Origin of the sequence: Haloarcula sp. Atlit-47R (assembly GCF_003665985.1) — an archaeon.
In the GTDB taxonomy this organism is placed as follows: Archaea; Halobacteriota; Halobacteria; order Halobacteriales; family Haloarculaceae; genus Haloarcula; species Haloarcula taiwanensis.
The window spans coordinates 649669-673588 of the sequence record NZ_QPLQ01000001.1 but is presented as its reverse complement, the minus strand read 5'-3'; the positions used below and the strand labels follow the sequence as shown (position 1 = coordinate 673588).

The window sequence follows — 23920 nt, the reverse complement described above, 5'->3', positions numbered from 1 at the left end:
GTCGCGTTCAGAGGGTCTCTTCGACGAACTGGGAGACGAGGCGGTCCTCGGCGGTCCGGAGCTGGTACTGGACGGTCGAACGCGGCTCGTCCAGTATCGACGCGAGGTCTTTGACCGAGACCTCCCGCGGTCGCTCGTAGTAGCCGTGGGTCACGGCGGCTTTGAGTACCCGCCACTGCTGGGGCGAGAAGTTCGTCGCGACCCGTTCGGTCGCCTTCCAGTTCCCCGCGCTGGTGATGTGAGAGACCGAGAGCGTGACGCCCTCGCGGAGGGTCGACTCGATTTTGTCGTAGACCTCGCCGATGGGGGCAGACCCCGGATAGAGGACGCGCCAGCGGTACTCGTTGCCCGTCCGCCGAGATTCGAAGATAGTCCCCTCACTAACGTGCCGATGGAGGAAACTCGGTAGCGACTGACAGCCGCTGATTTCACGACGTAGCGTGTACACTGTCCGTGACGTCTCCCCGCGGTCCAGCACGTGGTACGTCCGCGCCGTCTCACAGCTCACGACGTCGAAACACTCGTTACAGCGGTTTTCGTCCAGAAAGACCTCGTCGAACGCACGCAGGGCCTCGGGTGTCCCCTTCGCGTGGTCGAGCCGCCACATATGGTCGTCGCCGACGAAGATGGCAGAGGACCACACGGAGAGGCTTTCATGCTGCCGGAACACGTCCATCAGGCTATCGGCTCCCGCGTCGAACTGCAGGACGAACTCGAACTCGCGTGTGTCTGCCACTGCTGGCTGTGTGTCGCTCATTTAGCTAGTACTAATTTAGGACAGTCGTTATAAATCGATTACTGGAACCACCAAGCCCACTCCACTTTATCTAGTTGGCTTTTGATTAAGATACAGCAGTCGGTTCGCCGTGAACCTCACGTCTGCGATGACGGGCTACGAGAATGGACTATTCGCCCCACTCCCGACAACGGAACGACACCACCGTTTTGTGGCAACCCGGCCAAGCAGTGGCATGGTCTCGTCCCCCGCTGATGACGACGCTGCCGACACCTCCGCCGACCCTCAGGCAGCCGACGGCAGCGCCGCAACGCTTTCTGAGGAAGAACTGTATGCGATTGTTCGGGTGGCTACCGAAGACGCGGTGCTCGGCGCGCTCGGCACGCTCATGTTGGTCGGTATCGGCATCGTACTAGCCTCCTGGGGCGCAGCGTTACTACTGTCAGCAACGCCGCTTCCAGCAGCTATCGGTGTGGTTCTCGTCCTGTTCGGTGCATACCTCGCGCTATCGAGCCTCCGCATGATCCCACCCGTCCGCGAGTGGGTCTGAGCCGGTCGGGTATCTCTGTTCACCGGCCTGTCGTCCCGCTTCGACGAAATCCTGACACGAGCTATAACCGACCGTAGCACTCCGGAACCTCTTTTGTCGGGCATCACCGACCGGTGTGCATGGTACGAGTCGGGGCACACACCTCCATCGCTGGCGGCGTCTACAACGCCGTCGAGGAACAGGTCGAGTACAGCGGCAACTGCGGGCAGATTTTCTCGCACTCGCCGCAGGTCTGGCAGGACCCGAACATCGACGACGACGAGGCCGAACAGTTCCGCGACCTCGCGGCCGACCACGGCGTCGGCCCGTGGGTCATCCACTCGTCGTACCTCGTCAACCTCTGTACGCCCAAAGACGACCTCCGCGAGAAGTCCCTCGATTCGATGCAGAAGGAGGTCGACGCCGCCGCCAAACTGGGCATCGAGTACGTCAACGTCCACCTCGGAGCCCACACCGGCGCGGGCGTCGACGGCGGGCTGGACAACGCCGCCAGCGTGCTGGACGACCTCGACATCCCCGATGAGGTCACCGTGCTGGTCGAGTCCGACGCCGGCAGCGGGACGAAACTCGGCGGCCAGTTCGAGCACCTGGCGACGGTCCGGGAGCGAACGGACCAGGACATCGAGTTCTGTCTTGACACGGCCCATATGTTCGCCGCGGGCTACGACCTCTCGACGCCCGCGGCCGTCGACGAGACGCTCGCGGAGTTCGACGACGTGGTCGGGTTCGAAGACCTCGCCTGCGTCCACCTCAACGACTCAAAACACGAGTGCGGGACGAACAAGGACGAGCACGCCCACATCGGCGAGGGCCACATCGGCGCGGACGGAATGCGCGCGTTCGTCAACCACGACGCCATCCGCGACGTGCCGCTGGTGCTTGAGACGCCGACCGAGGACGGCAAGAGCTTCGCCTGGAACATCGAGCGCGTCAAGGAACTCCGCCGCGACTGATTTCGACCGCGGTACTTTTGAGGGCGACTCGACTCTGAGAAACTGTGCGCAGGTTCTCTGCCGACTACCTCGAAACCACCCGCAGGGGAATGTGGGCCGACTCCCGTGCGGCGCTCTCGGACCTGCGGTTGGACGAGTGTGAGCGCGTTCTCGACGTGGGCTGTGGGACCGGCGAACTGACCCGCGTCCTTCGCGAGGAGACAGACGGGACCGTCGTTGGCCTCGACGCCGACACGGACCTGCTGGCCGCCGCCGGCGACCCGGCCGTCTGCGGAGACGCGACGCGCCTTCCGTTCCCCGACGACACCTTCGACCTGGTGGTATGTCAGGCGCTGCTCATCAACCTCCCTGACCCAGAACTCGCGGTTCGGGAGTTCGCCCGCGTTGCCACCGACCGGGTGGCCGCCATCGAGCCAAACAACGCCGCCGTCACTGTCGAATCGACCGTCGACGACGAACCGGTGCTGGCCCGCCGCGCCCGCCGGCTCTTTCTCGACGGGGTGCGGACAGACGTTACCCTCGGGAGTGATGCCGCCGACGTGTTCCGCGACGCGGGGCTGTCCGTCGTCTCGACGACGAAATACGAGCAAGAACAGCGCATCGAACCACCCTACGACGATGCGGCGATGCAGGCCGCTCGCCGGAAGGCGACCGGAACGGGGCTGGCCCACGACCGTGAGACGATTCTCAACGGCGAGGCGACGCCCGCCGAGTACGACGCACTCCGGGAGCGCTGGCGGTCGATGGGACGGGATGTCATCGAGCAGATGCAAGACGAGGCCTACGAGCGCCGCGAGACGGTGCCGTTCTTCGTCACCGTCGGCGCGGTTCCGTGACCCGCTCGTTACCGAGTTCGGGGAGCAGAGTGCCCGCCAGTCCGTAGACTGCGATGTCCAGCAGACTGGCGAGCAGGCCGACGACGCCCCCGACGACAGCGGCGACACCGGCCCCGATGAGCAGGACCAACAGCACCGACTGGGGGCGGGCCCCGCCGCTCTGGAGCGTCGACACGAGTGCCACCGCGAGCAGTCCCAGCAGGAACACGACACCAGTGACACTCCCGGCCGCAACTCCGTGGAGGACGAGCGTGCTGACTCCGGCTGAATCGAGCGATACCCTCCGGTGAACCCATCGAACCGCTAGGACGAACAGCGCCCAGAGGTAGCAGAAGACGGCCACGCCGACGAGGGTGTTTAGCCCGGCGAGCAGGTCGGCGAGACCACCGCTCGCGTGGACGGCGAGGACGCCGAGCAGGACGAACAGGACGGTGTCGAACGTCGCGAGCGTCCACGTCACGAGTGACACCGGCCGCGTGGAACTCTGTTTGCTGTCGCGCGCTGGCTCAGTCTCACTCACGTTGTCCGCCATACTCTCCTGCTCACGCTGGTCCTCAGCCATGCGCGAGGACCTCCGCGAGGACGACGATACCGAGAAAGACGGCCGCCGTCGCGCCGTACGCTCGCGAGAGCGTTCGCCGGTGGACTGGGTGCAGGTCGTCGAACGTGTTCACGCGGTCACCGATCTGAACGAGGAGTAGCGTCCGGACGACCGAACCCCCGAGGAGGGCGACGACGACGGCGAGTTTCACCAGTAAGGTTCGTCCCCAGTCGGTTCCGGGACCCGGCGGTCCGAGCGAACCGAGGTTCCCGACGCCGGTGACCACGAGTACGCCGACGCCGCCCCAGAACAGCCACTCGAACTGCTTTGCGGGCGCGAGCGAGGCGATAGTGCCGCACCGATAGCTGTACCAGAGCACGGTTGTGCCGCCGACGAGGACCGCCATCGCAAGGACGTGGAGGGTTCGAATCGGGAGGGCTGTCATAGCTGTCGGTTCAGCGGCACGTCGCAAAGAATCACGGGGTTACCCCGACGGGTCGATTGTCACCACGCCCTCACCCGTCGCCACGTTGTACCGCGTCGACGGGTCGACGGTCAGGCTGACGACGCCGCTGTCGAGGGTGTCCGGGCGCTCGAACCTGACGACCGTCGACCGAGCAGTGAAATCACTGGTGTACACACAGGGCTGCGTGTAACAGCCGAACGCGTGGATGCCGTCCGCTGTCTCCTCGATGCGTTTCAGATAGGGGACGATCGAACCGGACCCCCAGCCGGTCTGGACGACGAGCACGGCGTGACTCTCGAAGTCGGTGTCGGCGGCGAGACTGTACGCGTCACCGCTGTTGTCTTCGAGTCGCTCGATGTCGTCGGCGTCTGTCAACAGCGTCGCGTAGAGCTGGTCACCGTTGTCGTCCGGGGCGCGCGCTAGCCCTTCATCGGCAAACAGCGCCCCTCGGGTCGACGCCTGTTCGAACGACAACGATGGCTTGGCCGGCATATTCGCACAGAGATACAGCGGATTGCGGTCGCCCTCGCCGGAGTCAGCAACGTTGCACTCGACCTCTTCGACCTCGTATGGCGGTGTCTCGACTCTGTCTAGCCCGTCCAGCGCATCCGTCGGTGTTTCGTTGGTGGGAGTCTCCGTCTCTCCAGCGTCGGTCGGCGTCTCTGTGCCTCCGTCGTCCGTTTCGGTGCCGGGATCAGTTCCCGGCGACGGATGCGTGCGTGTTTCCGTGCTGCCATCGCCACTGCCGTTCCCGCCCGGCGCGAGGCAGCCACTCAGGGCACCAATCGCCACGCTACCGACCAGTCCAAGGGTCGCTCGTCGCGTCCGTTGCATACGATTCCCTTCCCGTGGTGTGGGTGTATCCCTTCCGTTCGCTCAAAACCGCGTTGTAGTTGTCATGGCCTGTGTTCGCGCCCAGAGTACTGTCGCCCGTCGATAGGCCCTTGCTGTGTGAGCGGCTACGGACGACACGTGCCGGCTCACGTCTCCCCATGATACCACCGCTCGTCCGCCGCTGTCCGGAGTGCCGTCATATGACCTGGAGCCGCCGGTTCACCGCGGTTTCGGACGGCGGGACCGGCTCGCGGCTCGTCGAATGTCCCGCCTGCGGACACCGGTTCTCGACGGTCGACGCGCCTTGGCTGCTGTAAGTCACCCTGTCCAGCGCCGGCACGGTGAGCGCTACACCACGTCGCCTCGAACTGTCGCGCCCTCCTGCTGTGCCCGGTACTCTTTGACCGCGTCGGCGGCGTCGCCGGCCTCCGTCTCGTCCATCCCGAGCATCGACAGCGACTGGGTCAGCGTCGGGAAGACGAACTCGTTGTCACGGAGCTTCTGGAACGCGTCGGGCGACCGTTCGCCGTCGAGCCACAGGCAGGCTCCCCGGGGGTCCAGAATCTGCTCGTAGTCGTTTCGCATCTTCGCGCCCTTGAGCCGCTGGGTGACGTTGTCCTCGAAGGAGGCGTTACACACTTCTAGATGGACCGGCTCGTCGTCGCTCAGGAGGTGGGCGGCGAGGCACTTCTCGGGCGCGGCGTGGCCGTTGGCGTTCGCGCGGATGAACTCGGGGTGCTCGTCGGCCCACGCGGCGCGAACGGTCTTGCCGACCCCGTCGACGCCGTGACTGCGCTGAAACTCTTCGGCGCGCTCCGGGGCATCCTTGAACAGGATATCCTTGGTGACGTAGACATCCAGTCGCTCGACCGGGTCCAGCCCGAGCGCTACGTCGCCGTACACCCACACCTCTCGGACCGGGACCGGCATCGTCTCGTCCTCGACTGTGGCGACGATTTCTTCGACCCGCTCGACTGCCTCCGGACGGTCCAGACTCATTGCCTGCCCTACTGCTTGCGCAGCCTAAACGCTGACTCTCCGGAGGCGAACACCGATATCACTTTGCTGTCTCCGAGACGATATGTCAGACCTTCAGACGCAGTTTGGGACCTGGCTGTACGGACCGACGACTCCTCTCCCCTGTCCAGCCACCTCTGTCGCGAGGCAGCGCAAGACAGTGATATCCTCGACATCGCAGCGGCCGTTCATGAGAGTCGCCAGGCCCCGCACCTCCTGCTGGCCGCGGTGCAGTACCTGCTCGACCGGCACCCCGACCATCGGCTGGCCGAGTACCACCCGAGCATTACCCAGACGGCGCACGACCCCGATGACAGGTGCTTTCCAGCCTTCTGCGAGTTCTGTCTCGACCATGCCGACGATATCCGGCCGCTCCTGCGGACCCGGCGCACGCAGACGGACGCGGTACGGCGCAGCGCGGTCCTCTACCCGGCTATCACACAGGTGGCCCGCGCCACCGACGGACCGCTCGCGCTGGTGGAACTCGGGCCGAGTGCCGGCCTGAACATGCTGTTTGACCGCTACCGCTACGATTACGACGGTCTCGTAGTGGGTAACAGCGACTCGCCGATTACCATCGAGAGCAGCGTCCGACGCGGCGACCCGCCGCTCTCGGAGACGCCGCCCGCTATCCGCTCTCGGGTCGGTCTCGACCGCAATCCGCTCGACGTGACCGACGAGGCCGACAGGGACTGGCTCCGCGCGCTCGTCTGGCCCGAACACGAGGCGCGCCGGGCCGTCCTCGACGGGGCGCTCACCGTCGCCCACGAGGAGCCACCGCGACTCGTTGAGGGCGATATGCTCGATGACCTGCCGGCGGTATTCGACGAGATCCCGTCCGATGTCCCGGTCTGCGTCGTCACCACGCTCGTGCTGTATCAGGTCCCGGCGGAACTGAGCGAGGCGCTGACGACGGTGCTCGAAGCGCAAATAGCCGAGCGCCCGCTGCACTGGCTCACCGGGCGGCGGGACCTGTCGGGCGGCGAGTCAGTGGCACTGGACTGGAAACGCCAGACCGACGACGGCATCGAGACCACACACCTCGTCGACTACGAGCCACACGGCGCGTGGCTGTCGTGGCGGCCCTGAGCACAGCACGGCTTCCACGTCGACAACGCGACGAGTGGTTGTCAGGCGTTCACCCGGGCTTATGTCTGCACAACGGGAACGTCGGATATGCAGATTCGCGTGTACGACGAAGGGGCTGCCCGAGACTGCCTGTTCGTCCTCGGGTGGGGGAACCGCTGCCGACACCAGAACGTCCAGTGGCTCGTCGACCAGCTTGCCACGGCGTACCGCGTCCACGCCGTCGAACTGCCGATACATATCACCGACTACCGGCGGGAGTGGGTCGGCCCGGTCCAGGAGTACGCTTCCGACCTCGGCAGATTCGACCTGCTCGGGCACAGTGCGGGCGGGCTGACAGCGGCCCACCTCGACGCCGACGGTATCGGCAACCGAGTGTACCTGAGCCCATGGTGGGACAGTGACTTCCCGGTTCCGGGGCCGGTGCTCGACGCTCTCGCCTCGCTCCCGATAACGAAACCGTTCATCCCGGTCGATACGCTGGACGCCGACGCTATCGGTGACCTGGCGACGGCCCAGCAGCTCGCGGACGCTCCGTCGTCGGTTTCGCCGGCGTTCCTCCGGACGGTGTTTCGGGCACAGCGGTCCCTTCCGCCGGCCCGGGACGCCGCCGCGGCGTTTTGCTCGCTCACGGACACAGTCGTCGACCCGCGTGCCGTCGGCGAGCGCCTGCCGGCCGACCGTATACGGCTGTACGACGGCGGCCACGAACTGTTCTCCTCGAGCGGCCGCGAGCAGACCGTCAAGACGGTTCTCGACGCGTTACAGCACGGCCCCGGCGCGCTGTGAACGGCGTCTCCAACGACATCGCTGTCTACTGCCGTGCCGGAACCGAGACGAAACCCTCTCACCATTGCGGCCACGACTACTCGTCACGATGGAGTGCGACAAATGCGGCGAGAACGCGGTGTTACACGCGGCCTATTCCGGGCTGCACCTCTGTGAGTCTCATCTCTGCCGAGCGGTCACGAAACGGGTTCGTCGTCGCATCCGCGAGGACGGCCTCGTGTCCGACGACGCCACTGTCGAAGACCCCGAGACGTGGGTTATCGGCCTCTCGGGCGGCAAAGACAGCGTCGTTCTCACGCAGATTCTGCACGACACGTTCGCCGAAGACCCCCGAATCGAACTGGTTGCGCTTTCTATCCACGAGGGCATCGAGGGCTACCGCGACGCGAGTCTGGAGGCCTGCGAGGAACTGACCGACGACCTCGGCATCGAACACATCACCGTCTCCTACGCCGAGGAGTTCGGCGTCCAGATGGACGACGTTGTCGAAGACGACCCCGAAGGGATGGCTGCCTGTGCCTACTGTGGCGTGTTCCGCCGTGACCTCCTCTCGAAGTACGCCGAGGAACTCGACGCGGACAAACTGCTGACCGGCCACAACCTCGACGACGAAGCCGAGACGGCGCTGATGAACTTCCTCGAAGGCGACGTTGAACAGATCGCCAAGCATTTTGAGGCGTCGCTGGGACCGTTTGACTTGTCTGCCGACGCGCCCACGGAACAAACACGCGAGGCACAAGACCATCATATCCCACGGGCCAAGCCGCTTCGTGACATCCCGGAGAAGGAAGTCGCGCTGTACGCCCGCTTCCAAGACCTCCCGGCACACATCACCGAGTGCCCCCACGCCGAGGAGGCCTACCGCGGCGAGATACAGGACCTCATGCTCGGACTGGAAGAGAACCATCCCGGGACTCGCCACTCGATTATGGCCGGCTACGAGAAGCTCGCGGCGCTGGCCGCCGACACCTACGGCGGCGAGAACGGCGACACCGACTACGGCGAGTGCGAGAACTGCGGCGCGCCGACGGCGCGGGACCTCTGTCGGAAGTGTAATCTGCTGGACGCGCTGGAAGCAGTCTGACCGACGTCTCGTTTGTCAGACACCGCTGAGTAAAAGCGTCGCTCGCGGCCGTAGAGAACGGAAAGAAGAACCGCGGTGTTACTTGTTCGTCCGGATGACGTCGAGTCCGTTGTTCTTCTCGCGCTGGTCCTGTCCGCCGTCGGTCTCGCTGTAGCCGGCGTTCCGACCGCCGCTGTTCTGACTCCCGCTGTTCGGGGCGGGGCTGTCGAAGCTCTCGACGTTGTCGGACGCATCGAATGAGGTGTCGTCGCCGACTTCCTGAATCGCCTCGCGGGACTTGTTGGCCTGTTTCTGGGTCGTCGGGCCGAGCACCTGGGCGGACTGGACGCCGGTCATGATGGCCATGACCCGCACCTTGCCCTTGTACTCTTCCTGAATCCGTGCGCCCCAGATGACGTTGGCGTCGGCCTCAAGCCGCTCGGTGATGTTCTGTGCGATGCCCTCGGCCTCCTTCAGCGTGAGGTCCGGGCCGCCGGTGATGTGGACCAGCCCGCCGCTCGCGCCACGGTAGTCCACGTCGAGCAGCGGGTGGTTCATCGCGTCCTTGACGACCTCTTCGGTCTTGTTCTTGTCCTGGGTCTCGCCGACCAGCATCACCGCGACGCCGCCCTGGTTCATGATGGAGGTCATGTCGGCGTAGTCGAGGTTGATGAGGCTCGGCTGGGTGATGGTCTCTGAGATGCCCTTGACGGTCTCGGCGATGATCTGGTCCATCACGGAGAACGCCTTGCCGATCGGCAGGTTCGGGACGTAGTCGAGCAGGCGGTTGTTGTCCAGCACGATGATGGAGTCCGCCTCGTTGCGGAGCTTCTCCAGGCCTTCCTCGGCCTTGACCGTCCGCGCTCGCTCGACGTTGAACGGCGTCGACACCATGCCGACGACGATTGCGCCCTGTTCTTTAGCGATCTTCGAGACGACTGGGGCCGCACCGGTCCCGGTGCCGCCGCCCATGCCGGCGGTGACGAACACGAGGTCTGCGTCGCCTAGCACTTCCTTGATAGTGCCCTGTGCCATCTCCGTGGCGCGCTCGCCCATCGACGGGTCGCCGCCGGCCCCGAGGCCATTGGTGAGGGACTTGCCGACCAGAATCTTCGTGTCGGCTTCGATCATCTTGAGGTGCTGTTTGTCCGTGTTGATGGCCACGGTGTCAGCGCCCTCGACGCCGATGTTGTACAGGCGGTTGACGGTGTTGTTGCCGGCGCCACCACAGCCGACGATGACGATGCGCGGGTCGCCGAACCCGTCGACGTCCTCGTCGGACATCCGCTTCTGTTCCTGCTCGTCGCGTTCGAGGGCCTCGTTAACGATATCCTGCATCGTTACACCTTGGCCCAGGACCGCTTCTTTTCGGAGGCCTGTTCGGAGCCTTCTTCGGCGAGCATCTCCCGAACCGCCGAGCGAATCGCTTCGCTCCGATTGGGGTACTCGCCCGTCTCGACCATCTGTTCGACCTCTTCAATCTGCTGCTTCGGAATCCGTAGTGTCACACGCTCCATGTTTGGTAGTTCCCCTTGGGTAAGACGGCCCGGACGAGGGCTGTTTACGCCCCGCACGAGTGTTTACACAGCGAAACCGCAGTACGAGGGCGGCATCCCCTCGCGTTCGCCGCCGTGTAAGACGACCGTCTTACGCAGGATAAACCACTGACCCTGATGTATTAAAACTTACGGGCAGTGTCATACATTTTCTCGTTTACGGTGTCTGGACTCTTCTATCCAGTGTAAACGCTGAATTAGGTCTGATCGAGCACATCCGCTGCGGGCGTTCGTCTCCCACAGCCCGGGCAGAATCCCCAGTCCGACCGGAGTTCATCGCCGCAATCACAGAACACCCGCCGAGACGCCTTCTCGCCACAGTTCGGGCAGTAAACGTGGTCAGGTCCAAGATTATCACCGCATTGCGCACATGTCTTACGTTCCTCCGTGTCGGTCCTGTCCCGCGTTTCCGGCTCTGTCTTACGCCCGCTCGTGTCGGACGACTGATTTTCACTGTGAGACCGCCCGTCCTCGGCACTTGCACCCCGATCGGCGGTCTGCCGTCGTTCGGTTTCAGCGTTCGCTGCCCCTGCGCTTACGCCGTCTAACGAGATGTTTACGTTGATATCCTGCGGTTGCGAGGGGCGGCGTCGCGCCCCCAGTCGGTCGGCGATGATACTGTCGACGCGTTCTTCGATGAGCTCGTCGATTGTCTCGGCGTCGGTCACAGACTCTGACGACGACGATGGTTCCGACGCTGACGGCGACGCGTCTCCGAGATACTCCCGAAGCGCCTCGCGCATGACCTCGCTCTTCGAGGCGTCGAACGCCTCGAGTTGGTCGATGAGGTCGTCGTCAGCGCGGAACGTTATTTTGCTCATCGAGTTCGGACGTGTGTTGTACATGATGGTATTTTAATCTTCCCGCGCTGTCTGACGCCCGTCAGCTACCGGCATGACGCGATACCCTTCCCTCCGCTCAGATTCCGTCCGTAGACTCTGTTGCCCCGTCTCCCAGACCTCTGCAAGTGGGTCAGACGTGTCTGACACCAATCAGTGTGTCACTCCGCGTCGTGTGACCGTTCGGCGAACCCTCCGCGAATAACAACCCTTAAGTCCGGACGGCGGGGTATTTTCGGGTGTCGACCGCCCTTAGCTCAGACTGGTAGAGCAGTCGACTGTAGATCGACTTGTCCCCCGTTCAAATCGGGGAGGGCGGACTTGGTTTTCAGTCGGTGTCGAGTGGACCTGAACAGCAGTTGAGTTGTCCTTTGCCTTCGGACAGCGGAGCTACGTGAGACAATCTCGTTCCAGCAGTTCCGCAAAACGAACCCTCCGAGGCCGGTTCTGGAGAGCGTCAGAACCGCTCGCTCATCGCCGCTAGTCCAGCGTCTACGTCCACTGCCGAACCCTGCTCACCGAGCGCGTTACCCAACGCAGCAAGCAGATAGCTGACGTTCTGCCGGCGGGCCGAATGGCCCATACAGCCGATGCGCCAGATGTCGCCCTCCAGCGCGCCCAGGCCGCTGGCGATCTCGAGGTCGTACTCGTCCAGCAGGTGCTGGATGACCGCGCCGTCGTCGACGCCGTCGGGCACGCGGACGGTGTTGAGGCTCGGGAGCCAGAAGTCGTCGGGGGCGTTCATCTCCAGTCCCATACCTTCGACGCCGGCTTTCAGCGCGCCAGCGACGTGCAGGTGGCGGTCCCAGCGTTTTTCGATGCCCTCCTCGGCGACGAGCCGAAGCGCCTCACGGAGCGCGTACACGTTCGTGATTGGAGCCGTGTGGTGGTAGGCGCGCTCCTCGCCCCAGTACCCCTCCAGCAGGGAGAGGTCGAGATACCACGACCGGGGGTCCTCCTCCCGGGCGAGGACCTTGTCCATCGCGTCGTCGTTGAGCGTGAGCGGGCTCGCGCCCGGTGGACAGGAGAGGCACTTCTGCGGGCCTGCGTAGGCCACGTCGATGTCCCAGTCGTCGACGCGGAGTTCGACGCCGCCCAGCGAGGTCACGCTATCGGCGATGACAAGCGCGTCGTTCGCGTGGGCGATATCAGTGAGTTCGGGCACGGACGGCTGGAGAACGCCAGTGCTGGTCTCGGCGTGGACGAACCCGAACACGTCCGGGCTGTGCTCGTCGAAGGCGGCCTCAACCGCCGCCGGGTCGAGCGGCCGGCCCCACGGCGCGTCGACGGTGACGACCTCGCCGCCCGCACGCTCGGCCATGCTTGCCATCCGGCCGCCGAAGTAGCCGTTCGTCGGAACAAGCATCGTATCGCCCGGCTCGACGACGTTGCCGATGGCTGCCTCCATCGCCGCGGAGCCGGTCCCGGAGACCGGAATCGTCCACTTATTGTCCGTCCGGAACGTGTATCGGAGGAGGTCCTGGACCTCGTCCATAACCTCAATGAACGAGGGGTCGAGGTGGCCGACCAGCGGCGTGCTCATCGCCTTGAGCACGCGCGGATGGACGTCGCTCGGGCCGGGCCCCATCAGTGTTCGATCCGGCGGTGTCAACTCACCGACAGCAGGTACCTCATCCATACCGTCCGTTACCTGGAGACTGGGCATTAAAATCCGTGGTCGCAACTCTCTGGTCAGGACAAGGTCGGTCTCACGCCTCCACCGGAAGGCTAATTCGACCGCCGTAGAAATATAGGATAATTATTACATCTGTGCCACCAGTCACTGGCTGCCACTACCCTACTCCATAATCGCAATCGCCAGACGCGACTGGTATGAAACGTGTGAACGATCTACTCCGTTTTTAATCTCGTATTGCTAAGGTGGCGTGTGGTCGTCGATGGGATTGTTCGATAACGTTGCGTCCCCTGGGGAGGAACCGAGCCGCCGGTACACCTGTCTGGTGTGCCGGGCGTCGTTCGACGTTCAGTACCACTCGTGTCCGGACTGCGGTGCGTACGACATCCGCCGGACGAAGTGGCTCACGTAGCCCCCGGCGTCCACGTTGGCACGTCCACCGGACTGCCTGCTATCGGGCTACACTGCCCTTTTTTGTTCAGGTTGTTGCCGCGTATCACAGCCACCAAGTGACTGTCGACGGTATAGTCGTACGTGAACCGACGACAGTTAGGGACGGCAGGGTACGACGTGACAGCCGTCGGACTCGGAACCTGGAACATCGGTGGAGATTGGGGCGATGTCTCGGCAGAGGAAGGCCGGGAAACGATCCGGACCGCGCTCGATGCCGGCGTCGATTTCATCGACACCGCCGACGTGTACGGTGACGGCTTCAGCGAGCAGCGCATCGCAGAAGTGCTGGACGAACGCGGGGTCCGCGACGAGGTGACCGTCGCGACGAAGGCCGGCCGCCGGCTCGACCCACATACAGCCGACCGCTACAACTACGACAACCTCTCCGAGCACGTCGACCGCTCGCGTGAGTACCTCGGGACCGAAACGCTGGAACTGTTACAACTCCACTGTCCGCCGACCGACGCCTACTATCAGCCCGAGACGTTCGACGCCCTCTCGCGGCTGCAAGACGAAGGGAAGGTCGCTCACTGCGGCGTCAGCGTCGAACGTGTTGAGGAAGCGCTGAAAGCCATCGAGTACCCGGAAATCGAAACGGTCCAGATCATCTTCAATATGTTCCGCCAGCGGCCTGCGGAGCGGTTCTTCGAGGAAGCCAAGCGCCGCGATATCGGCGTCATCGTCCGCGTTCCGCTGGCTTCCGGACTCCTGACCGGGAAACTCTCCCGGGACACGGAGTTCCCCGAGAACGACCACCGGAACTTCAACATCGAGGGCGAGGCCTTCGACCGCGGCGAGACGTTCGCCGGCCTCCCGGTCGACGCGGGCTTTGACGCCGTCGAGGAACTCCGCGAACACGTCCCCGAACGGATGACAATGGCCCAGATGGCGTTGCGCTGGATTCTGGACCACGACGCGGTGTCGACTGTCATCCCCGGCTCTACCTCGCCGGCCCACGTCCGCGCGAACGCGGCGGTGAGCGAGATGGACCCGCTCTCGAATCAGGTCCACGGCGCGGTGCGTGACATCTACGAGGAGTACGTCTTCGACGATGTCCACCATCGCTGGTAGTCGCCGTTCCGCCGATCTGTATGATTACATATGTGCTTTCGGGGCGGTAGAACACGATTGGTGCAGCAAAACTTGGCCCAAGATTCCACCGAAGAGGTCACTGCAGTGTCTGAGTTATTATAGTAAAACTGACGAATCCGGTGGCGATATACATATGAATACAGACAGTTATCGGCGGTATTAATATCAAAATCCAGTAATGAGTCTGACGAACTATCGAGTGTGCCGCGCCTCGCAGTAGCAACTGACCCCGGCTATCGGCAGACGTATTAGGAACCGATGCCGGGTGGCCAAACCCGGCGTGAAACCGTCCCGTACAGGGGAGCATGGAACGGTGGGCGTCGGGAGAGTACGAGCACCAAGTGTGCTCGCATTTACCTCTCCGTGCTATCCAATGTTTGTTATACAGCTCTTTACATGGTGACAGTCGACAGACTGGGCGACAGGCGGACGCTACCGAACGTCGCTCACGCCAACTGGAACGACATCGCCGTTGAACGCTGTAGCTGACGCTCCGGCAGGAGTTACAGGCGTTGGCTTCGGCCATTACTGACCGGTTGCAGCGAACTAGCCGCTTGCTACCGTCGGACTTCGGTTGGTAACCACACCGCCCCGGTGTGGGAGAAGTCGGCTCACGACGGATGCGGCGCGGTAGTTCTTATTCTTCGGTCGTGAGTTTCGGACCCGGCTTCCAGGTGTTGCCTTCGAGGACAACGAGGTCGTAGCGTTCGAGCACCTGGAGTGTATCGACGACCGCCTGTGCATCGAAGGAGACGGTCATATCCTTGGGCAGTTGCTGTGCAATTGCACTGCGTGTCCCACCGTCCATCCGGACCACTGTGTCAAGCAACTGTTCGAGGTCGTCGAGCAGCGAGACGAGCGACGTCGACCCATCGTCCTCTGTCGCCAGTTTCGACATGACTTCGTCGTAATTTCCTGATATCTCCATCGATACGGACACAGTTTCGTCTTCGAGGTCTTCTTCGTCTCCCATAGGACCAGATATGTGCACACTTATAGAAATACGTTTCTGTATTCCGAACAACGTGTGTATCTTTCGTCTGTTTCTCTGCAAATCTACTTTCGCCATATGTTTTTACATTAGGAGGAGTAGGGGGAGAAACACGCCCGATGGTAACTTAAAACCCAATACAAAACGAGTTTGTGGATTCTGTTACTGTAACCGCCTTATCTGAGTAGAAAAGGTAAGTATTTGAATATATGTGGCCGGATGCACTTCCACTTATGACATTCTACAACGGTCTGCCCCGTGTCAGCGGGCGTCGCTCACCGCCTGAATGTTTCAGTATACAGAACGATACCGCTAGCGTCGCTGTGATCCCAACAGACACGCGAAATCGAACGCGGCACTACAGGGATCAGTTTGACCGGACAGCGACTGAGCGGCCCAGTCTGGCTGTTCAATCGGGCTAACTGCCGCCCGTACTGCTGGCGACCGGATAACAAAAGTACGGGTATTATCCTTTTCCGCCTGCCTCTCACGAAACCGGTCGAAGTGTCCGTGAGCGTCCGCCTGTGGCGTACTACGGGAATTATTCCAGTATACGGAACGCCACGCCGCAGAACGGTCTGCACACAGATGACAGCCATCGGGAGAGCGACGGTCGCGACAGCGGTCGTGTGGCGATACTGCTGTAGCACTGACTATTACAGAGACGTTTGGCGGTCAAACCCAAGTCCACAAGAAACACTTGCCCAGATGGTGCACGGCCAAATATATATTCGGGTAGCTGTCACACACTGGGTGTGGCGTTTAGCCTGACAGCCGAACAGACGACAGTCCGAGAAGCAGTGCGTGAATTCGACGGAAACGAGACCAAACCGGAAATTCCGAGCAGTACGGCGGCGCGGGCTACCGCCGAAGCGTGAGGAACTCGGCCGAGAACACAGCTTCGTCGGCCTGATTCAGCGTAGTGACTTCAGTCCGGACGACGCCTGTCGCAACCGGGTGGTCTCGGCGCTCTGTGTCGACAACCTCGGCTTCGGCGTGAATCGTATCGCCCAGAAACACTGGTTTGATGAACCGAAGCCGGTCGATGCCGTAGAACGCGACCATGTGCCGCTTTTCGGCCTCGTCGCGGGCCTGCCATACCAACCCAGTGACGACTGAAAACACCAGCGCACCGTGTGCGATGCGCTCGCCGTAGCCCGAGTCGGCCATCCGTTCGGCGTTCGTATGGAGGTGATTGAAATCCCCGCTGACACCCGCAAAGTTGACCACGTCGGCCTCGGTGATGGTCCGGCCCGACGTGGTGAAGCTATCGCCAACGTCGACTGTGTCGAACTCGCCGGCCATCTTACTGGTCCTCGCAAGCGACTGTGAAACGACGCTCCGGTTTCTGGTCGAGTTGCCACTGCCCCGCTGGGACCCGCTGGTCCCTAGACCCCGGTTTGTTACTATTGCTGGACATACACATCCCTCCGTGTCTCGCGTCGGTGTTAATGCTACCGGGGCTCGTCCGTTACTCTCGACGCTGCCACAGGGAGACGCGGCACCACTCGTCTGATCTGACTGTTCAACGATATTCAACTGAATCCGGCAGAGAGAACTCAGGACGTAGCTTTATTGCAGATGGCCGAGATGTCCGATGCGATGTCAAAGCCACACACGGAGCGGTTTCGCTTGGAGGGACAGCGGGCGATTATCACGGGTGCATCGAGCGGTATCGGCCGGGCAATCGCGGAGGAGTTCGCGGCTGACGGGGCCGACGTGGTTGTCTGCTCGCGCGAGCAGGACAACGTCGGCCCGGTGGCCGACGAAATCAACGACAGCGACCGGCCCGGTGACGCAGTCGCTATCGAGTGCGACGTGACAGACCGCGAGGCTGTCGAGGCGCTGGTGGAAGCGACCGTCGACGAGTTCGGTGGGCTGGATGTGCTCGTGAACAACGCCGGCGCGAGCTTCATGTCCGGGTTCGACGACATCAGCGAGAACGGCTGGAAAACCATCGTCGACATCAACCTCCACGGGACCTACCACTGCACGCAGGCGGCCGGCGAAGCGCTGGCCGCGGACGGCGGCGGGGCGGTCATCAACCTCTCCAGCGTTGCCGGGGAACAAGGCGCACCGTATATGAGTCACTACGGGGCCGCAAAGGCCGGCGTCAGCAATCTCACATCCACGCTGTCGGCGGAGTGGGCCGACCGTGACATCCGCATCAACTGCATCGCCCCGGGCTTCGTCGCCACGCCGGGCGTCGAGTCACAGATGGGTGTCAGCGCCGACAATATCGACCGCGAGGCCGTCGAGCGCCGCATCGGCCTCTCGGAGGAGATCGCCGACATCGCGCTGTTCCTCGCCAGCCCGGCATCGTCGTACATCGTCGGCCAGACGATCACCGCCGCTGGCGTCCCACGGCTCGAAGAGACGCCCGACATCTGAGTAGCGGGGAGTCCCAGTAACGGCGGTCGTAATCCGGCTTCACTCCGAGACGCCAAGCCAATCCGGCAGCTCGCGGAGGTCGTCGAGCGTGATATCCACAGCGGGTCCGTCTTCGGCCCCGTAAGCGACTGTCCACAGCCCGGCCCGTGTTCCGCCGTGCATATCGTGCTCGTAGCGGTCACCGATCATCACGGCCCGCGCCGGTTCGACCGCAGCCTTTCTGAGCGCCGTTTCGAACATCGCCGGGTCCGGTTTGGTCCGACCGACGGCCTCTGAGGCGGTGTACGAATCCATCGCGTCCCAGACCCCGAAGGTCCGCAACAGTTGCTCGCCCTCGTCGTCGTCCACGTCACTGACGACGCCTTGATGGAGCGGCGCGTCCGCCAAGGCCTCGATGGCTGCGATGGCGTCGGGGTTGGGTTCGACCTGTTCGTCGCGGATTCTATGGAACAGTGATTCCCACTCAGTTTCCTCGGGACTGACTGTCAGAATCTCGTCGATTGCCCGCCGGTACCCCTCGCGGGCCGGTCGGAACGCTGTGCCCTCGCGCTCGCCGAAGTACGTTCCGAGGACATCCCGCCATCGGTCGAGAGCCGCGTCGGAATCCGCAGCCGCCGGGTACTCCGAACACAGGCGGTCGACAAACTCGCGGTGGGCCGCCCGGACGGACGCCATCCGAAGGATGACGCCCCCGATATCCCAGAAGACGGCCTCAATGTCTGACCTCTCGTTCACGGTAGCGGCTTGGACTGGTCCGGGTATGAAACTACCGCCGACGCCCAGAGTCCCGTGGCTGTGTCGCGGCGGGTGCGCCGGGGCACCGCGCTGTGGAATAAACGACCGACCACGCGTTCGCTGTGCTCCAACACTTATCATGACGACGTGCGAGAACGAGACTGTGCCATGATATCGTTCACCGATTCCGAGGCCGCGACTGCGCTTGCCGAGCGCGCCAGAGCGTTGATGGACGAGGTTGTCATCCCGCGGGAGCGCGAACTCGCGGGCGGGACAGCGATCTCCGACGCAACAGTTCGCGACCTCCGCGCTGCTGCACGGGAGTACGACGTGTACGCCCCGCAAATCCCCGAGGAACACGGCGGCATGGGCTATGACTTCCGGGACGTGTTGCCGACGTTCGAGGAAGCGGGCCGAAGCCTCCTTGGCCCGATTGCGATGCGCGTCGACGCGCCCGACGAGGGCAATATGCACCTGCTGGAGATGCAGGGGACGGCGCTCCAGAAATCGGAGTATCTCGACCCGCTCGTCGAGGGCGAGATACAGTCGGGCTTTGCGATGACCGAACCGATGCAGGGCGCGGGCTCCGACCCGAAGATGATTCGAACCACCGCAGAGAAAGACGGCGACGAGTGGGTCATCGACGGCCACAAGTGGTGGACGACCGGCGGCGTCGATGCCGACATCCTGCTCGTCTTCGCTCGAACGGACGAGGACGTCCATCCGTATCAGGGGTGTTCAGTGTTCATCGTCCCGACGGACGCCGACGGCGTGGACATCGTTCGAAACGTCCCGCACATGGGCAGCCAGGGCGACCCGAAGGGCCACGCCGAGATCGAGTTCAACGGCGTTCGCGTCCCCGAGGAGCACCTGCTCGGCGAGGAAGGCAACGGCTTCCAGCACGTCCAGCAGCGGCTCGGTCCGGCGCGGCTCACCCACTGTATGCGCTTTTCTGGAATGGCCGAACGGGCGCTGTCCATCGCCAAGGCCTACACCACCGAACGGCAGGCCTTCGGTGACTCCGTGGCCGACAAGCAACACGTCCGGTTTGAAATCGCCGAACAGGAGACACAGATTCAGGCCGCACGGGCGCTGGTCCGGGCCGCCGCGGACGCCATCGCCGCCGGCAATGAAGCCCGCGTCGAGGTGTCGATGAGCAAAGTGTTCGCTGCCCGGGCGACGCAGGACGCTATCGACACCGCCGTCCAGTTCTGTGGCGGCAACGGCATCGGCCGGGACCTTCCGCTGGCGGACTTCTACGAACTGGTCAGGACGTTCCGCATCGTCGACGGGGCCGACGAGGTTCACCTCCGGACCATCGCCCGGGAGGCCTTCGAGGACGTGGACAGCGAGGAACTGAAACCGGTGCGGCGCTACCGCGAGTAAGCCAGCGCCGTCACCGGCAACGGTCGCTACTCGCACTCCGAGCCGGTCGTCGCAATCCAGATGTCACAGGCGTGAGCGAGTTCCAGCCCCGCGCCGCCACATGTGCAGGGTCCTCGGCGTCCCTCTCTTTAGAGCGGTTCGTCGCCCTCGATAATCCGAATCGCGCGCTCGGCCAGCGCCGGGACGCGGTTTTCCATCAGCGGGTAGAACGGGTCGTCGGCGTTGCCTTCCAGATAGCGCCGGTAGAACATCTCGCCGAGGGCGGCGAGCTTGTACACGGCGAGCGTCCGATAGAACCGCTCGTGTTCGAACGTCAGGCCGGTCTGGGCTTCCCAGCGGTCGACCAAGTCTTGACGGGTCAGGTAGCCCGGTGCTTCGATGAACTCCATCGCGAGGTCGGGGATCTCCGGCTCCGGGTCCTTGGCGTCGCGCCAGTACGAGAGCAGCCAGCCGAGGTCGGCCCGTGGATCGCCCAGCGTCGCCATCTCCCAGTCGAAGACGGCGGCGAGTTCGGGGCTGTCGCTGGGGCCGAACATCACGTTATCGAGCTTGTAATCGCCGTGGACCAGTGTCTCCGGGTGGTCGTCGGGGCACTCGTCCTGTAACCACGAGCCGACCCGCTCTAGCTCGGGGACGGTTCGGGACTCGGTCGTCCGTTCGAACGCCCACGCCAGTTGTTTCCCCCAGCGCGTGACCTGGCGCTTCGCATACCCGCCTGCGCGGCCGAGGTTGGACAGGCCGACAGCTGACGGATCGACCTCGTGGATGGCTGCGAGGGTGTCCACCAGTTCGGTGCCGACGGCCTCTCGGGCGTCGTCGTTCGCGAAGCGCTCCGGTTCTTCGTCTCGGATGACGGTCCCCTCGACGCGGGTCATGACGTAGAACTCGCTCCCGATGACCGTCTGGTCGTCACAGGCCGTCACCGTCGGTGGGACCGGGACGGCTGTGTCCTGCAGCGCGTCGATGACGCGATACTCCCGCAACACGTCGTGAGCCGTCTCAGCGGTCTGGCCCGGCGGGGGCCGCCTGACGACCAGTTCTCGGTCGCCCCAGGTGACAAACAGCGTCTCGTTGGAGTGACCCTGCTCGTGGCGCGCAACGTCGAACGTCTCGGCCGGGCCTATCTCCTTTGCGAGAAACTCTTTGAGCGCACGTTCGTCGACCAATCGCTGGTAGTAGTCGCTGCTGTGTTCAGTCATGATTGCTGATTGCGGTCCGCGTCATGAAAAGCTGCGGGTCGTGTCACCGTCCGACGAACTCCGGTCGGCGGTCGGTCAGAAACGCTTCGACACCCTCCTCGTGGTCGGCGGTCTCGAAGACGATGCCCTGAGCCGTCGCCTCGTCGCGCTGTGCGCGGTCGAAGGACTTCTCCAGCCCGTCCTGAAGCAGCCGCTTGGAATGCCGGAGAGCGATAGTCGGTCCATTAGCAATGCGGCTGACGGTCGCCTCGACTTCGGATTCGAACGCCTCGTCGTCGTAGACGCGGTTGAACAGGCCCAGCTCCGTGGCCCGCTCGGCATCCAGAATCTCCCCGGTGAACACCAGTTCCTTTGCGACGTTGGTCCCGACAATGCGGGGGAGCAGATACGACGTGCCGGCGTCGACGCTGAGTCCGACCTGCCGGAACACGAAGCCGATACTGGCCGACTCGCTCGCCAACTGGATGTCACAGGCGATAGCGAGGTTCGCGCCGGCCCCAACGGCCGACCCGTCGACCTTCGCGACGGTCGGAACCGGCAGTGCGACGACTCTGGCGATGGTGTCCCGGGTTCGGCGGGCCAGTTCGCTGACGGCGTCATCGGCCGGGTCATCGTTCGAGAGTCGCTCACTCATCCCCTTGATGTCACCGCCGGCCGAGAACGACTCGCCGGTCCCCTCGATGACGACACACCGGACATCGGACGCCGTCTCGATGGTATCGAGGTGGTGCTCCAGCGCGTCGTATACGGGCTGTGTGAGTGCGTTCCGCGTCTCCGGTTCGTTCAGCGTCAGCGTGGCGATTCCGTCGTCGATGGAGAGCAGTACGGACTCGCTCATCGGATATACCTCTGTCGTAGCTGCATGGGGCCACTTCACAGGGTTCCGGTATAAATTTACCGCTAGTTTACAGTTTTATCGAATACTGGCTACGCACTGAATTCGGCGCACCAACAGCCACCACACTCAGCAGGACTAGTTTTAAGATATCGGTGTGTGTTGGCATGGAGTATGCCAGGCGGTGCACCACTTAACCTCCGGTCGTTCCTGTGGCGTGGCGAAAACGTGTTCCCCGACAGCGAGATCGTTTCGCGGACGCATCAGGGGATTCACCGATACACGATAGCGGAGTACGCCGAACGGGTACGGAAGCTAGCTTCTGCCCTCGAACAGGCGGGTATCGAACGCGGGGACAGAGTCGGGACGTTCGCCTGGAACAACCACTGGCATCAAGAGGCCTACTACGGCGTCGCCTGCATGGGCGCACAGGTCCACATGATTAACCTCCTCCTGCCCGACGAGCACATCCAGCACATCGTGGCCGACGCCGAGGACGAGATTCTCATCGTCGACCCCGTCATGCTGGAGAAGCTCGAAGCGGCGTACGACGAGGCGGCGTTTGCCTCCGTCGAGCAGTACATCGTGATGGGCGACACCGTCCCCGAAACGTCGCTGGAGCCGGTCGTCGACTACGAATCGTTCATCGCCGACGGCGACCCCGACTACTCCTTCCCGCAACTGCCCGAGGACCAGCCGGCGGGGATGTGCTACACGTCCGGGACAACAGGAAAGCCGAAAGGTGTCGAGTACACCCAGAAAATGTACTGGACACAGGTCATGTCGCTGATGACTAGCCAGGCCGGAATCAAGACCGACGACGTGGAGCTGACGTACGTCCCGATGTTCCACGTCAGCGGCTGGTGTCGCCCGTTCACGACTATCGCTGCAGGAGCCAAGACGGTCCTCCCCGGGCCGAACCCGTCGGCCGAGGACCTGGCGAAGCTTATCCAGGAGGAGGACGTGACCGTCTCCGCGGCGGTCCCGACCGTCTTCATGGACCTGTTGGAGTACGCCCGCGAGGCCGACGTGGACTTCTCCTCGGTTCGGTACTTCACCAGTGGCGGGTCCGCGACGCCGCGGTCACTGATGGAAGACTACAAAGCGGAGTTCGGAGTGGATCTCATCTCCGGGTACGGCATGACCGAAACGTCACCGGTCACGCACGCCTACGAGCCCAAGCCCGGAATGACGGACCTACCGGAAGAGGAACTGTTCGACCTGCGGAGCCACTCCGCGGGGCTTCCGCTTGCCGGGCTGGAGTTCAAAGTCGTCAACACCGACGGCGAGGAAGTGCCCTGGGACGGCGAGTCGCTGGGCGAACTCTGGATGCGTGGCCCGTGGGTCACACAGGAGTACTACAACGCCCCCGACGCGACCGAACAGGCCGTCACCGACGACGGTTGGCTCAAAACCGGTGACATCGTCCGGGTGAGTCCGGAGGGATACGTCGACGTGGTCGACCGGATGGACGACCTCGTCAAGAGCGGCGGCGAGTGGATAGCAAGCGTCGAGGTCGAAAACGCGATTATGGGTCACGACGAGGTCGTCGAAGCCGCTGTCGTCCCGGTCCCCCACGAGCGGTGGGACGAACGTCCCGCCGCGTTCGTCGTCACACGCGATGCTGTGTCCGACGAAGCCGCGCTCCGGCAAGAAATCAAAGACCTCGTCGCCGAGTCGTACCCGTCGTGGTGGGTCCCCGACGCCATCCGTCTGGTCGACGAGATTCCCAAGGGCGCGACCGGGAAGTTCTCCAAACAGACGCTCCGTGACGAGTACGTTGACGAGTCGGTCATCGAAACTGTCGCCGAGAACGCCCCGGCGACGTGATGACGATATAGCCCGTCTGACCGGCGATTCAGAGGTGCTGTGCGGACTCCGCATCCCAGTTCTGTCTGCCTGCGACAGCGGCCAGCACATGGACGACGCGCTGTCC

Annotated in this window: 25 protein-coding genes and 1 tRNA gene; 12 read left to right on the top strand and 14 right to left on the bottom strand. The window is 63.4% G+C overall.

The annotated features are described in order from the left end of the window. Positions 1-7: 7 nt before the first annotated feature. Positions 8-757, bottom strand: a complete 750-nt coding sequence (locus DVK00_RS03470; RefSeq protein ID WP_121577280.1) for a helix-turn-helix domain-containing protein — start codon at positions 755-757, stop codon at positions 8-10. Positions 758-971: 214 nt separating this feature from the next. Here DVK00_RS03470 and DVK00_RS03465 point away from each other — a divergent pair, with 214 nt between their 5' ends. The 3 genes from DVK00_RS03465 to DVK00_RS03455 all read left to right on the top strand — a co-directional run bounded on the left by DVK00_RS03465 (position 972) and on the right by DVK00_RS03455 (position 3075). Next, entirely contained in the window at positions 972-1286 is a 315-nt protein-coding gene (locus tag DVK00_RS03465) for a hypothetical protein (protein WP_121577279.1), read from the top strand. A gap of 119 nt (positions 1287-1405) precedes the next feature. Continuing rightward, entirely contained in the window at positions 1406-2239 is an 834-nt protein-coding gene (locus tag DVK00_RS03460; protein ID WP_121577278.1) for a deoxyribonuclease IV, read from the top strand. Positions 2240-2328: 89 nt separating this feature from the next. Then, the gene (locus DVK00_RS03455; protein ID WP_121577277.1) at positions 2329-3075 is read left to right on the top strand and encodes a methyltransferase domain-containing protein; all 747 of its coding nucleotides are present in this window, start codon (positions 2329-2331) and stop codon (positions 3073-3075) included. Here DVK00_RS03455 and DVK00_RS03450 read toward each other — a convergent pair. The 4 genes from DVK00_RS03450 to DVK00_RS03435 all read right to left on the bottom strand — a co-directional run bounded on the left by DVK00_RS03450 (position 3053) and on the right by DVK00_RS03435 (position 5915). Further along, positions 3053-3637 (bottom strand): hypothetical protein, encoded by a 585-nt coding sequence (locus tag DVK00_RS03450; protein WP_101350877.1) that lies wholly within the window; start codon positions 3635-3637, stop codon positions 3053-3055. The genes DVK00_RS03455 and DVK00_RS03450 overlap by 23 nt on opposite strands. Then, entirely contained in the window at positions 3630-4061 is a 432-nt protein-coding gene (locus DVK00_RS03445; RefSeq protein WP_101350876.1) for a CopD family protein, read from the bottom strand. The genes DVK00_RS03450 and DVK00_RS03445 overlap by 8 nt, the downstream gene beginning before the upstream one ends. Positions 4062-4100: 39 nt before the next feature. Continuing rightward, complete coding sequence (locus tag DVK00_RS03440) at positions 4101-4916, bottom strand: hypothetical protein (protein WP_121577276.1); 816 nt, start codon at positions 4914-4916, stop codon at positions 4101-4103. A 348-nt stretch (positions 4917-5264) separates the two neighbouring features. Then, complete coding sequence (locus DVK00_RS03435) at positions 5265-5915, bottom strand: hypothetical protein (protein ID WP_101350874.1); 651 nt, start codon at positions 5913-5915, stop codon at positions 5265-5267. Between the two features lie 63 nt (positions 5916-5978). Here DVK00_RS03435 and DVK00_RS03430 point away from each other — a divergent pair, with 63 nt between their 5' ends. The 3 genes from DVK00_RS03430 to DVK00_RS03420 all read left to right on the top strand — a co-directional run bounded on the left by DVK00_RS03430 (position 5979) and on the right by DVK00_RS03420 (position 8892). Continuing rightward, positions 5979-7022 carry a DUF2332 domain-containing protein gene (locus DVK00_RS03430; protein ID WP_233560751.1) on the top strand — a complete coding sequence of 348 codons (1044 nt, stop codon included), beginning with the start codon at positions 5979-5981 and terminating at the stop codon, positions 7020-7022. A gap of 87 nt (positions 7023-7109) precedes the next feature. After that, on the top strand, positions 7110-7808 hold the full coding sequence (locus DVK00_RS03425) for an alpha/beta hydrolase (protein ID WP_121577275.1): 699 nt from the start codon (positions 7110-7112) through the stop codon (positions 7806-7808). Between the two features lie 88 nt (positions 7809-7896). Beyond that, positions 7897-8892, top strand: coding sequence for a TIGR00269 family protein (locus DVK00_RS03420; RefSeq protein ID WP_121511476.1), 996 nt, complete (start codon positions 7897-7899; stop codon positions 8890-8892). Between the two features lie 78 nt (positions 8893-8970). Here the strand turns inward: DVK00_RS03420 and ftsZ are convergent, their stop codons facing one another. The 3 genes from ftsZ to DVK00_RS03405 all read right to left on the bottom strand — a co-directional run bounded on the left by ftsZ (position 8971) and on the right by DVK00_RS03405 (position 11248). Then, positions 8971-10209, bottom strand: coding sequence for a cell division protein FtsZ (gene ftsZ / locus DVK00_RS03415; protein ID WP_101350872.1), 1239 nt, complete (start codon positions 10207-10209; stop codon positions 8971-8973). A gap of 2 nt (positions 10210-10211) precedes the next feature. Further along, positions 10212-10388, bottom strand: a complete 177-nt coding sequence (locus DVK00_RS03410) for a ribbon-helix-helix domain-containing protein (protein WP_004515010.1) — start codon at positions 10386-10388, stop codon at positions 10212-10214. A gap of 236 nt (positions 10389-10624) precedes the next feature. After that, positions 10625-11248, bottom strand: a complete 624-nt coding sequence (locus DVK00_RS03405; RefSeq protein WP_121536148.1) for a zinc ribbon domain-containing protein — start codon at positions 11246-11248, stop codon at positions 10625-10627. A 264-nt stretch (positions 11249-11512) separates the two neighbouring features. Between DVK00_RS03405 and DVK00_RS03400 the strand changes: the two genes are divergently transcribed. Continuing rightward, positions 11513-11586: transfer RNA gene (locus tag DVK00_RS03400), tRNA-Tyr, on the top strand. A 137-nt stretch (positions 11587-11723) separates the two neighbouring features. Here DVK00_RS03400 and DVK00_RS03395 read toward each other — a convergent pair. Then, positions 11724-12905 (bottom strand): alanine--glyoxylate aminotransferase family protein, encoded by a 1182-nt coding sequence (locus DVK00_RS03395; RefSeq protein ID WP_121535377.1) that lies wholly within the window; start codon positions 12903-12905, stop codon positions 11724-11726. Positions 12906-13164: 259 nt separating this feature from the next. Between DVK00_RS03395 and DVK00_RS21570 the strand changes: the two genes are divergently transcribed. Then, positions 13165-13314, top strand: a complete 150-nt coding sequence (locus tag DVK00_RS21570) for a hydrogenase maturation nickel metallochaperone HypA (RefSeq protein ID WP_147435159.1) — start codon at positions 13165-13167, stop codon at positions 13312-13314. Positions 13315-13436: 122 nt separating this feature from the next. Next, positions 13437-14426 (top strand): aldo/keto reductase, encoded by a 990-nt coding sequence (locus tag DVK00_RS03390; RefSeq protein ID WP_101350870.1) that lies wholly within the window; start codon positions 13437-13439, stop codon positions 14424-14426. Between the two features lie 658 nt (positions 14427-15084). On the opposite strand, the gene DVK00_RS03385 is transcribed toward DVK00_RS03390, so the two are convergent. Beyond that, a complete protein-coding gene (locus tag DVK00_RS03385) occupies positions 15085-15420 on the bottom strand; it encodes a hypothetical protein (RefSeq protein WP_101350869.1) in 336 nt (111 codons plus the stop codon). An 879-nt stretch (positions 15421-16299) separates the two neighbouring features. Further along, entirely contained in the window at positions 16300-16743 is a 444-nt protein-coding gene (locus DVK00_RS03380) for a MaoC/PaaZ C-terminal domain-containing protein (RefSeq protein WP_101350868.1), read from the bottom strand. A 276-nt stretch (positions 16744-17019) separates the two neighbouring features. Here DVK00_RS03380 and DVK00_RS03375 point away from each other — a divergent pair, with 276 nt between their 5' ends. Then, positions 17020-17829, top strand: coding sequence for an SDR family NAD(P)-dependent oxidoreductase (locus DVK00_RS03375; protein WP_101350867.1), 810 nt, complete (start codon positions 17020-17022; stop codon positions 17827-17829). 39 nt (positions 17830-17868) lie between these two features. Here the strand turns inward: DVK00_RS03375 and DVK00_RS03370 are convergent, their stop codons facing one another. After that, positions 17869-18564 carry an HAD family hydrolase gene (locus DVK00_RS03370; RefSeq protein WP_121511479.1) on the bottom strand — a complete coding sequence of 232 codons (696 nt, stop codon included), beginning with the start codon at positions 18562-18564 and terminating at the stop codon, positions 17869-17871. A gap of 168 nt (positions 18565-18732) precedes the next feature. On the opposite strand from DVK00_RS03370, the gene DVK00_RS03365 reads away from it, so the two are divergent. Continuing rightward, entirely contained in the window at positions 18733-19950 is a 1218-nt protein-coding gene (locus DVK00_RS03365) for an acyl-CoA dehydrogenase family protein (protein ID WP_101350865.1), read from the top strand. A 128-nt stretch (positions 19951-20078) separates the two neighbouring features. Here DVK00_RS03365 and DVK00_RS03360 read toward each other — a convergent pair whose 3' ends face one another. Then, positions 20079-21149, bottom strand: a complete 1071-nt coding sequence (locus DVK00_RS03360) for a phosphotransferase family protein (protein ID WP_101350864.1) — start codon at positions 21147-21149, stop codon at positions 20079-20081. Between the two features lie 43 nt (positions 21150-21192). Continuing rightward, the gene (locus tag DVK00_RS03355; protein ID WP_121535373.1) at positions 21193-21987 is read right to left on the bottom strand and encodes an enoyl-CoA hydratase/isomerase family protein; all 795 of its coding nucleotides are present in this window, start codon (positions 21985-21987) and stop codon (positions 21193-21195) included. A 171-nt stretch (positions 21988-22158) separates the two neighbouring features. On the opposite strand from DVK00_RS03355, the gene DVK00_RS03350 reads away from it, so the two are divergent. Further along, positions 22159-23814, top strand: a complete 1656-nt coding sequence (locus DVK00_RS03350) for a long-chain-fatty-acid--CoA ligase (RefSeq protein WP_101350862.1) — start codon at positions 22159-22161, stop codon at positions 23812-23814. Positions 23815-23920: the final 106 nt, after the last annotated feature.